This is a genomic window from Thalassoroseus pseudoceratinae (genome assembly GCF_011634775.1).
Lineage (GTDB): Bacteria > Planctomycetota > Planctomycetia > Planctomycetales > Planctomycetaceae > Thalassoroseus > Thalassoroseus pseudoceratinae.
Genome location: NZ_JAALXT010000004.1, coordinates 300,114 through 311,929 on the forward strand (window position 1 = coordinate 300,114; position 11,816 = coordinate 311,929).

7 protein-coding genes are annotated in these 11,816 nt (G+C 54.5%); 4 read left to right on the top strand and 3 right to left on the bottom strand.

What is annotated here, in order from left to right; all coding sequences use genetic code 11:
* Positions 1-347 precede the first annotated feature (347 nt).
* Together argC and argJ are read left to right on the top strand one after the other, a co-directional pair.
* A complete protein-coding gene (gene argC, locus G6R38_RS15530; RefSeq protein WP_166827487.1) occupies positions 348-1,355 on the top strand; it encodes an N-acetyl-gamma-glutamyl-phosphate reductase in 1,008 nt (335 codons plus the stop codon).
* A gap of 14 nt (positions 1,356-1,369) precedes the next feature.
* A complete protein-coding gene (argJ, locus tag G6R38_RS15535; protein WP_166827490.1) occupies positions 1,370-2,569 on the top strand; it encodes a bifunctional glutamate N-acetyltransferase/amino-acid acetyltransferase ArgJ in 1,200 nt (399 codons plus the stop codon).
* A 6-nt stretch (positions 2,570-2,575) separates the two neighbouring features.
* Here argJ and G6R38_RS15540 read toward each other — a convergent pair whose 3' ends face one another.
* Positions 2,576-5,236 carry a BamA/TamA family outer membrane protein gene (locus tag G6R38_RS15540; protein WP_166827493.1) on the bottom strand — a complete coding sequence of 887 codons (2,661 nt, stop codon included), beginning with the start codon at positions 5,234-5,236 and terminating at the stop codon, positions 2,576-2,578.
* Between the two features lie 191 nt (positions 5,237-5,427).
* Between G6R38_RS15540 and pruA the strand changes: the two genes are divergently transcribed.
* On the top strand, positions 5,428-8,457 hold the full coding sequence (gene pruA / locus G6R38_RS15545; protein ID WP_240928224.1) for an L-glutamate gamma-semialdehyde dehydrogenase: 3,030 nt from the start codon (positions 5,428-5,430) through the stop codon (positions 8,455-8,457).
* A 97-nt stretch (positions 8,458-8,554) separates the two neighbouring features.
* Here pruA and G6R38_RS15550 read toward each other — a convergent pair whose 3' ends face one another.
* Positions 8,555-8,971, bottom strand: coding sequence for a carboxypeptidase regulatory-like domain-containing protein (locus G6R38_RS15550; protein ID WP_166827524.1), 417 nt, complete (start codon positions 8,969-8,971; stop codon positions 8,555-8,557).
* A gap of 59 nt (positions 8,972-9,030) precedes the next feature.
* Complete coding sequence (locus G6R38_RS15555) at positions 9,031-9,999, bottom strand: DUF1559 domain-containing protein (protein WP_166827528.1); 969 nt, start codon at positions 9,997-9,999, stop codon at positions 9,031-9,033.
* 472 nt (positions 10,000-10,471) lie between these two features.
* Here G6R38_RS15555 and G6R38_RS15560 point away from each other — a divergent pair, with 472 nt between their 5' ends.
* Entirely contained in the window at positions 10,472-11,812 is a 1,341-nt protein-coding gene (locus tag G6R38_RS15560) for a DUF1501 domain-containing protein (protein WP_166827531.1), read from the top strand.
* Positions 11,813-11,816 lie beyond the last annotated feature (4 nt).

Consider the following 11,816-nt stretch of genomic DNA (forward strand, 5'->3'; position numbering starts at 1 on the left):
GCTGGGAAAATCCTTGCGGCGGTTCGAGCATACGCGAAAACCAATGGCGACTGGGCGTTTTTCGATAGAGACGGCTACCATTGTCAGGTCGAAGCCGCGAACCGAATACGATACCCAGTTGTCTCTCAAATCTCGGCAAGGTGGTTGGTGAGGGTGTTCAGACTGGCCATGCAACGTGTCTGGATTGAACCGGGGAGCGATTAACACGACGCCTCGCTGACGATCAACGGCAACTTGACCGGCGACGATGTCTTGCCAAATTTTGCCGCACCGATTGCGAATCTTGTTCCCAATACGCAACAATCCGCCTAAATCGATTTCTTGTTTTGAGCTTGGACACAATCATCATGACCCGCGTGGCAATTTTGGGGGCAACCGGTTACACGGCTTACGAATTGATCCGTATTCTCCTGCGGCATCCGCAAGTGGAGATCACCGCGGTCACCAGCCGAACCGACACGCGGCACATTACAGCCGTGCATCCGGCGTTCCATGGGATGCTCAATCTTTCGCTGGAGAACCTTTCCGCAGACGAATTAGCCAAGCGGGCGGACTATGTGTTCTGCTGCCTTCCGCACGGCGCTAGCATGGAAACGATTCCCAAGCTGATGTCCGCCGGGGCGAAAGTCGTTGATTTGAGTGCCGACTACCGCCTCGATAGCCCCGCCGTTTATGAGCAGTGGTATGGCCTGGTGCACACCGATCCGACACGGTTGGGTGATGCGGTCTACGGTTTGCCGGAACTCTTTGCCGACAAAATTGCGGGGCAAGATCTGATCGCCAATCCCGGCTGTTACACCAGCACCTCGATTTTGGCTCTCGCACCGCTACTGGCTCAGAAGCTGATCAAGCCGCAGGGCATTATCATCGATGCAAAGAGTGGAGTCAGTGGAGCAGGGCGGACACCAAAGTTGACGAACTTGTATTCCGAGGTCAACGAAAGTTTCACCGCGTATGGGGTGGGAAACCATCGCCACACACCCGAGATCGAACAGGTGCTCACTACGGTTTCCGAGCAAGAAGTCGGCGTGACCTTCACACCACACTTGGTTCCGATGGACCGTGGAATTCTTTGCACCATTTATGCTCAGCAAACTGGTGATCTCGGTCAAACGGAATTGCTGGAACGAGTCCGTGCGTTCTACAGCGGCAAACCGTTCGTGCGGGTGGTCGAGCACATTCCCGTCACGAAACACGTGGCTCACACCAATTACTGCGACATCACCGTGCGTCTTTCCCGAGGACAGTTGATCGTGTTCGCCGCACTCGACAACCTCGTCAAAGGAGCCGCCGGAGTCGCGGTGCAGAATTTCAATTTACTCGCGGGTTATTCGGAAACGACAGCCCTCATCTAAGTAGAGAGCGATCAATGTCTGAGGAAATTTCGTTGCCACAAGGGTTTCAGGCGACTGGTCTGCATTGTGGAGTGAAATCCGATAGTAGTCTCAACGACCTCGCGGTTTTCGCTTCCGAACGACCATGTGCATCGGCTGGTGTGTTCACGCAGAACCGCGTTGTCGGAGCGCCGGTGACGATCTCCCGCGAACGCACACCGAGTGCGTCGGCACGAGCTGTTGTGATTAACTCCGGCAACGCCAATGCCTGTACCGGACAACGCGGACTAGACGATGCCCGCACGATGACCCAGCAAGTCGCCGAACGCCTAAACTGCCCAGCGGATGACGTATTGGTTTGCTCGACCGGTATCATCGGGCATTTCTTGCCGATGGACAAACTCAGCGACGGCATTCCTCAGGCGATGAACAATCTCGCGGCGGACACGTCCCACTTCGAAGCCGCCGCCCGAGGAATGATGACGACCGATACCTTTCCGAAGATCGGTTCACGGACTGTGAACATTGGCGGGAAGCCGGTCACACTTTTCGGTGCCGCCAAGGGGGCGGCAATGATTGCTCCGAATATGGCGACGATGCTCTGCGTTGTCCTCACCGACGCCGCTCTCACGGTCGCAGATGCCGAACGGATGTTGAAACACTCCGTCGATCGCAGTTTCAACAGCATCAGTGTCGATGGCCATACCAGTACCAGCGACACGGTTCTGCTACTCGCCAATGGAGCGGCTGAAGTCGGCCCGACAAATGCCGACGAATCGCAGGCCTTGCTCGAAGCGCTCGACGATCTGACGGCGGAACTCGCTCAGATGATCATCCGTGATGCCGAGGGAGCGGATCACTTCATCACGCTCGACGTCACCGGCTTGGCCACCCGCGAAGACGCCTACCAAGTCGCCAAAACGATCGCCGAATCCGCCTTGGTGAAAACAGCCATCGCCGGAGCCGACCCGAATTGGGGTCGCATCATCTCCGCCGCCGGATACAGTGGCATTCCCGTTGACCCGGAAAAAATGACGCTCCACATCAACGGCACGCGCATCTTCCAAAACGGCTCCCCAACCGACTACGATGACGCCACCGTCTCCCAAACCTTGCGAGACAACCGTGAGGTCCACATCGAACTCGAATGCGGCCTGGGCGATGCAAACGTACGTTTCTGGACCAGCGATCTGACCCAAGAATACGTGCGACTGAACTCGGAATACACGACGTGATCAACTCTACAAAGACGGTTCAATCAGCGGGTCATCCATTGGCAAAAGAGAATTCGTGCCTTTGGATGGATCGACGAACTGGATGTTCGAGCCATCTTTAAATTGCGGCATGAGCTTGTCGAAAGAATATTCTTCGAAGTCGACTTGCATGAATTCCGCAGGTTTGGGTAGGTGGCTTTTCAACCGAGTTTCAACCAACTCACGCAGACCGGATTCCCACGCCAACACGATTGATTCGATCAATTGCTCTCGCGGTCGATCTTTCGGCACGGCCTGAATTCGAGCGAACAGCGTCCGACATTGTTCCCGCTGTTTGTCGGACTTGATCGCGGCAAGAAGTTCCTCGATTTCTTCCGGTGTGAATTCCTGCAAGGCGGTAAAAATCGGATCGCAGACTTTTAGGAACATCGCATCTTTCGACAAAACCGGCTTCAACTCCCGTCGCAGCGATTCGGTATCTAACCGACTCACGCCAGCTTTGGCAAATTCGATTGCTTGCGGTGACTTCACCAACGCGAACAATTCAGAAACATACAAACACGTCAGCGGTCCACAATCGTCGGCTTGCAGTAATTGAGAAAGGTTTTGCCCCGCCTCCGCAAACCGTCCCGTACAGAACAAAGCCACATTCCATCCAACGCGTCCGGGGGCTGTGTCTTGGTCGAACAGGGCATTGCTGATTTGAAACACCCCACGCGAAATCGGCTTGGCCATCCCAAACAACATCTCGTTCAATCCTGGTAGGCGAATTTCGCTGCCATCGGTCGGGGACGGCAGTGTGAATTCTGCCTGCTCGTCGTTCTGCTTCCAGACTTCTTGGCTGAGTGTCTCAAGTCCCGAAAAAGCATTGTGACGAGAGAGGTTTCGGAGACACAAAATCAACGCCCGATTTTGCGACGTCTCGGAAACCCGATTCTTTTGGGTGGCTGCGGAGGTATCGCTGACGAGAACCAATTCCTCGAACAGAAACCCGACCCATGTCGACAGAGGTGTGGTTTGAGATCCTGAGGTGAACTCTTGGGTTTCTTGACGGATTGATTGGAGTCGCCGCTGAAATTCGCCCGGTACGATGGTCACATTCGGTTTCGCCCCTACAGGAGCTTTTCTGTTGAAAGCATGGAAGCCCATCGGCCGACCCGTTGCAAAATCCATGCGGGCCGGGTTTTCCGGCGAGCCGTACACGACTTCGTCGCCCTCGCGATGAGGGTTGTCCTCCTCATCCCGTCCGGCCGCGATGGCATGACTGGCCGGATATTGAAAATCAAACCACTGATCAGGGGCCGGTTCCCCGAACTCATCGTTGACTCCAACAAAGTTCGGCATGCGATGACTGTGAATCCCACAACCGCCTTGCAATGAATGCATCCAGCATTGATTTTCCTCATCCCATTTGTACCGCAAACCGAGTGACAGACGGATGTTGCCGGGAGACTGCAAACGAACGCGGTTGCGACTATGCCAAGAAATCATTTCCCAGCGGTCTTCCTCCAAAATGAGTGTCCATCGGAGTCGCCTTCCTTCATCGCGAGATTGCGATTCGACATCGAGTAGAATTCCGTTTTGAGAAGATGCGATGACGGTTTCTCGCAACGTCGACTCGAAAACCCCCTTTTGACCGACATCGTCCGCCGCTTTCGATTTCTCGGCTTGATACACCAGATCGTCGTCAGATTGATGCCAATTCTGCCACCACATCGAATGACGCAACATCGCTTGATCGATCTCCGTCAACTCCTCGCCCAAATACGGGCCGCGAGGTTGTTCAATGACTTCAACGACTAGCTCGCACGGCAACTCTTTGGCGATCGAGGGTAGAACGTACAGGCGAGCTTCGAGGAAACAATAGGAGTCCAGCAATTTTTCTCGCCATGCATCAAGTCGGGTTTGGCTAATACGCTCACCGGTTTCGATCCCAAGGAACTTACGAATTTGATCGGGGCTATGATGCTCCACCCCATGAAAGGTGACCGTCTTGACGACCGCGGTCGGACCTTCGTTCGTGATCGTGATTTCCAGATTCGCTTTGTCTTCGACGAGAACCAATCGGCATTCGAATTCCGGATAGAAGAACCCCTGAGCTTTCAAACCAGTGGCAATAGTCTCGTGAAGATGTTTTTCGGGATCGAGATGAAAGTTCGCCCACTCATCGCGATTCCATTTTTTCAGATCGCTTTGAATCTCGTCCGCGGGGACCGCTTTCTTTTCTATCTGCGCCGCCAAGTACCGAGCTTGCTTGGCGAAGGCGGATTCGTTGGAGGGATTTTCGACGAACTCCGTTAACGCCGCCCCGTCCACACTCTCCGGTCCACGGACCGTCACCGCGCCAGCGCGATAACGCGGGCCTTCGGTAATGTGGACTTGAACGTGATCTTTGCAAAAGTTCACGTCGACTTCCGGCTTCGTAAAACCGGCTTGTTTGTAGCCGTCGATCAAGCGACCGGAGAGCACGAGGGCGAATTCGGTGCGTTCGACGTCTGCGGCAGCGGCGAGAAGGTAATCGAAATCGTTCGCAAGTGCATCCCGAAGTTGCTCGGCTGTGAAGGTTTTTAGTCCTTCGAATCTGATTCGTTCCAGTTCACCCAGGTTGCCGACGAGTTCGGCGACCAATGCCGATCGACTGAGGCTGAAGATAACGAAACACAGGGAAAACAATCGCCAACCGTTCATCTGTCGGCCTCCTTGCCAACTTGGGGAGTTGGTTCTGGTTGGATGTTTAGTTCTGCACACCGGGATTGTGGTTTGGGGGTAAAAACTGGTCAAGATCGATCGTGTCTCTGCCGCTCACGCGGTCCCGTTGCTACAATCCCGTTTTGGACTTTTGGGTGTGGATGACTCAATCGGCAAAGGATGCAACACGCGTGGCGGATACGGAGAAAGTGAAATCGGTGGCCGATATCAATGCGGAGACGCAGCGGATCGGTCAGCGGGTTTGGGATCAGATGGAGCGTCGAACGCCGTCGATATTTGATCGGCGATGGTGGGACGATCGGATTCTGTCTTGGGCGATGTCGGATGAATCGGTCAAGGTGCAGATGTTTCGATTCGTCGATGTGCTGCCGATGCTCAAAACACATGAGCAAATCACGCAGCATCTCCAAGAGTACTTCGACGATGTGCGGCGGTTTCTGCCGTGGGCGGCTCGGATCGGCTTGGACATCTCCCGCCCGAATACGGTGATGGGGCGGATTGTCGCCGTCAATGCCCGCTCGAACGCTCGCAACATGGCTCAGCGATTCATCGCCGGCTCGAACGTCGACGAGGTACTCCAATCGGTTTCGAAACTACGGAAGCAGGGGTTCGCGTTCACGTTGGATTTGCTCGGCGAAGCGGTCATCAGCGAACCGGAAGCCGAGGCGTATCAAGAGCAGTATCTCGATTTGATCAACGGACTCGGCCCGCATGTGAATGCGTGGTCGGAAAACATGCAGATCGACACCGACCAATACGGTCCGATCCCGCGAATGCAGTTCTCGGTCAAGTTGTCCTCTTTATACAGCCAATTCAAATCGGTTGATCCGCAGGGCACGGCCGAAGGTGTGAAAGAGCGGTTGCGTCCGATCTTGCGGGCGGCTCGTGAGCAAGATGCGTACATCCATGTCGACATGGAAAGTTACGCGACTAAAGACCTCACGCTGGAGATCTTCAAAGACGTCTTCATGGAAGACGAATTCCGCGATTTCCCGGACGTGGGCATCGTTATTCAGGCGTATTTGCCGGAAGCCGAGCAGGACTTGCAAGGGCTGCTCGAATGGGTTCGCGAACGCGGCACACCGATCTGGGTGCGACTCGTGAAGGGAGCCTACTGGGATTACGAAACCGTCCACGCCAAAGCCGCCGGTTGGCCCGTTCCCGTTTATCGCCAGAAATGGCAATCCGACGAGAACTTCGAACGGCAAACGCGGTTTCTGTTCGAACACTACGACGAACTCCGGCCGCAGATTGCCAGTCACAACTTGCGAAGTTTGTCGCACGCCATTGCAGTCGCCAAGCATTTGGACGTTCCCAACTCGGCCTGGGAAATTCAAATGCTTTACGGCATGGGTGGCGAGATGGCTCAGATTTTTGAGGAAATGGGCTACCGCGTCCGTGTCTACACACCATTCGGTGAACTCATTCCCGGCATGGCATATTTGGTTCGACGATTGCTTGAAAATACGTCGAATGATTCCTTCCTACGACAGAGTTTCCGCGAACACGTTTCGATTGAGGATTTGTTGATGAGCCCCACGGAAGTCGGCCAGAAAACCCCGCCCCCCGCCGAAGAACCCGTTCCCGCATTCGTGAATGAACCGCATTCGGACTTCAGCGACAAAACCGTCCGTGCCGCCATGCAGGAGGCGCTCGACGATGTGGAGGCTCAACTCGGGCGGGAGTATTCGCTGGTCATCAACGGACGGGCGATTGACTCGAACAAGACCATCACGTCACGGAACCCGTCCAAGAAATCGCAGATTGTCGGACGGGTCGCCTCGGCGTCCCCGGATCATGCGACCGAAGCGATTTCAGCGGCACGGCGGGGGTTCAAAAGTTGGTCACGCACCGACCCCGAACACCGGGCGGAATATTTGGAACTCGTCGCCCGCGAGATGCGAGAACGCAAATACGAACTCGCCGCGTGGGAAGTTTACGAGTGTGGCAAACCCTGGGCGGAAGCCGATGCGGACGTCGCGGAGGCGATCGACTTCTGCATGTACTACGCCATGCAAATGCGAGAAATGGCCAAACCTCGCAACGTCGATGTGCCCGGCGAAGAAAACGAATACTTCTACCGACCGCGTGGCGTGGCCGTGGTGATTGCCCCGTGGAATTTCCCGCTCGCAATCCTCACCGGCATGACGGCGGCGGCACTGGTCACCGGCAACACGGTGGTGATGAAACCGGCGGAACAATCCCCGGTCATCGCCGCCAAGTTGATGCAAATTTTTCAGGACATCGGCCTTCCCGACGGAGTCGTGCATTACCTGCCCGGCATTGGTGAGGAAGTCGGTCCGGAACTTGTGGGCAGCCCAGAGGTCGATTTGATTGCCTTCACGGGATCACGCACGGTGGGACTGGGAATTTACGAACAAGCGGCTCAAACCGATCCACGTCAGGAGAACATCAAGCACGTGATCGCCGAACTCGGTGGGAAAAACGCGATCATTATCGACAGCGATGCCGACCTCGATGAAGCCGTGACCGGTGTGATTCAAAGTGCTTTCGGATATTCCGGCCAGAAATGTTCGGCGTGTTCGCGAGCAATCGTTTTGGATGACGTCTACGATGCCTTTCTCGAACGATTGGTCACAGCGACAGAGAGTTTAAAGGTCGGACCGGCGAACGATCCTGGCACATCAGTCGGACCGGTCATCGATCAGGAAGCGTTCAACCGCATCCGCGAAACGATTGATTCAGAGAAAGAAACGGAAGATGAAGACCAGGAACTCGCGCTCGCCGGCGATGACGGACCTGGTAAGAAGGAAGGGTACTACATCGGTCCACACATTTTCTCGAATGTGAACCCGAGTTCGACGCTCGCTCAGGACGAAATCTTCGGCCCGGTTCTTGCGGTGATCAAGGCGAAGGACATGGACGAGGCGTTCGACATCGCCAACGGCACCGAATTCGCGCTCACCGGCGGCATGTTCAGTCGCAGCCCGAAGAACTTGTTGCGGGCACGTCAAGAATTCCAGGTCGGTAACTTGTACCTGAACCGCAATTGCACGGGAGCACTCGTCGATCGCCAACCATTCGGAGGCTACAAGATGAGCGGACTCGGCAGCAAAGCCGGTGGACCGGATTATCTGTTGCAGTTCCTGATCCCGGTCAACATCACCGAAAATACCCTCCGCCGCGGCTTTGCACCGCCAAGCGAAGACGACGAACCGGCGACAACAGATACCGAGTAGTCACCTCAATAGGTAGTATCCATCAGTTGATCAATGAAAGCAGCATCGTTGGGAAGGTCTCCCACCGATGCTGTTTTTTGTTTGCCAACGAAAAACACTATTCGCTTTTCATTTCGACTGCCACCGTATTCGAACCTTCTTTGACTTCAACTTTAATATCCGTCATCGATTCGTTGCGGTACTTGTCGGGGATTGATTGATCCACAACAACCGGTGGCGGTGGAGAACCGTCGGTCGGCATCGGTGGTGCAACAGGCGTTACGAATACGGAATACGTTCCGACTTGAATCGGCTCGGAAATCGAAAATTTCCCACCAGTACTGATCTCCGCATTTCCGGCTTGCCCGGTTTGTAGATCAATCAAATTGACGATGCCTTTTTCGTACGGTTCACCGTCAAGCGTAACCGTGCCCTCCACAGTTCCCGTGGCCGGACCGGAAGAGCAACCACTGATGACGCTCAGCGTGAGCGCAAACATCGTGCAGGCGAGAGTATGACACACCAACCGTTTCATAGGTTATCAACGCTTCCTATATGAAAAGTGAAATGAAAAAACGGACCGTGTCTGGTTGGTTAATAGTCGCCGATGACTTCGCCGTCCCACTTGATGCACAACCGCTTGAGGGTCATGAAATCGATGTTGTCGGTCATGAAGAACACACTTCCGTCAGTCCGCAAGACGTTCAATCCACCAGGGTGGAATGAATTGATGATGGTGTTATTGCGATACATCGTGTCCGTTGCACCGGTCTGGACGATATCGGAGTTCGGAGCGAATCGGACACAAGTCGTCCCCGATTGCCAAAGGTCACTACAACTTGACGCGGTAATTGGATTCTCATGACGAGCACCATGCCATCCACCATAATAGTTCGCGGTACGGTTCTGGCCATTTGTGAAGCCGGACTGCTCAGCAATGATGATCGTATTGGATGTGCCATCAGTGGCGGATTCGATGCCGTTCACTTCGTTGGCTGACAGCATTCCGTTGTTACACGACCAACCATGGCCACAGTCTCGATATCCCATATCAGGACCAGGCACGGGTGGGGCCGCTCCTTGGATTCCAACATACTGGTGATTCAATCCCCGTTCGGGATTCGACCAGCTATGCGGGTTATCAAAAGGATCAAGCACACTTGACGGACACAAGAATGTGTCAATTTGCAATCCACGCAACACTTCGTTGCCAGCGTAGCTGTTGCCGGCGAAACTTGAACCGTTCGTGAAATCCAGTTGGTCGAACACATTGTTTTGCTCAAGCCCTGGCAGGATGGCCGTTCGCCAGTTCGTGCCGTCTTTGAGAGACCAATCGGCGTTGGTCATTCCATACGCACCGAACGGGAACGACTGATTCACATCGTGATAATTGTGAAGTGCCAGTCCAAGTTGCTTCAAATTGTTGTTGCACTGAGTTCGTCGAGCCGCTTCTCGCGCCTGTTGGACCGCCGGAAGAAGCAGGGCAATCAGGATCGCAATGATTGCGATGACCACAAGCAATTCAATTAGCGTAAATCCACGTCGTTGTTGTCTGTGTCGCATTCGGCCCTCGCATAAGATAAGGATGAAGTGAACCCACGTTTTTGGGTAGAAATGCGAAGCAAGGTACTGAATAATACCTACATTCATCCGCAGTATCTTCGAGAATGGGAAATCTGTCAAAACAAATTAGACATTACCGATAAAAAAGTGCGTTCACTCTGAACGAAGATTCCACACAATTACCACCATCGCGAGTCCAAATCACACAGTCTGACGACGATAGCGGGGCACACGTTGTTGGGATGAGAATAACCGTGACGGCCCTACGGACTTCTCTTGGCATCCTCATGGCCAAAGGGAATTGTGGCGATGATCTCCGAAGGTCGCGGCGAAGAATGCAACGATTGTTTAACACGATCGAATAGCCCACCCCGCCCGATTCGCCAAAACTTGCATCATGGTGTATTGATATATACAATGTTTAAACATCAAATAATCTCCCCGCCGATCCTCATCCTTCCCGAGGGACCAGATGCTTTCCATTACAGGACATGGTGACAAACTGTGTGACGGAGTGACTCGTCGTGATGCCTTGCGATTGGGGGCGTTGTCGGTTGGTGGATTGACGCTGCCGAACTTGCTGCGAGCCGAAGCTGAATCCGGGATTCGCGGTTCGAAGAAGGCCGTCATCATGATCTACATGTGTGGTGCTCCAGGGCATCAAGACATGTACGATCTCAAAATGGATGCTCCAAGCGAAATCCGTGGTGAGTTTCGCCCAATCCCAACCAATGTGCCGGGCATCGAAATCTGCGAACACATGCCGCAACTTGCGACCATCATGGACAAGTGTGTGCCACTACGAAGCGTGTATGGCTCTCCCAACGGAGCGCACGATTCGTTCATCTGCTACACCGGTCACACCACGCGAAACCAACCGGCCGGTGGTTGGCCATCGTTTGGTTCGGTGACATCGAAAGTGCTCGGACCGAAGAATCCCTCGGTTCCGGCGTTCGTGGGGTTGTCTCCCGATGCTCGTCATCCGCCGTACGGTTCACCGGGGCTGCCAGGATTTCTGGGGGTCGGCCATGCGGCATTTCGTCCGTCTGGTCCAAGTCGCCAAGACATGACTCTGCAAGGAATTACGCAAGATCGCCTCGGAGACCGCAAGCGATTGTTGGCGAGTTTCGATAACCTTCGCCGTGACGTGGATGCCTCCGGTACGCTCGATGGGATGGACGCCATCACCGAGCAAGCCTTCGATATTCTCACTTCGAGCAAACTTGCCGATGCTTTGGATATCTCCCAAGAACCCGCGGAAGTTCGCGAACGCTATGGCAAAGGCGATCCGAAAAACTACGGTGACGGAGCCCCACGGAACCAGGAACACTTTTTGATGGCTCGCCGATTGGTCGAAGCGGGTTGTCGAGTGGTGACGCTCAATTTTGGACGTTGGGACTTCCACTCCAACAACTTCAGCGGCATGAAGAAAACGCACCTGCCACAATTCGATCAGGCATTGGCCGCCTTGATTGAGGACCTGCACATTCGCGGATTGGCGGACAATGTCGCAGTAGTCGCTTGGGGGGAATTCGGTCGCACGCCACGGATCAACAAAGATGCCGGTCGCGATCATTGGCCAGCGGTTGGCGGTGGACTCCTGGCTGGTGGCGGCTTCCGCACGGGTCAGGTCATCGGAGCGACTGACCGACTCGGCGGCGAAATCGCTGACCGTCCAGTCCACTTCGCCGAGGTCTTAGCCACTTTGTATCGACATCTCGGCATCAATCCAGAAGCCGTCACACTTCCTGATCTCTCCGGCCGTCCTCAATATCTGCTTGAGAAGACCGAATCACTGCCGGAACTGGTGTAGTTAA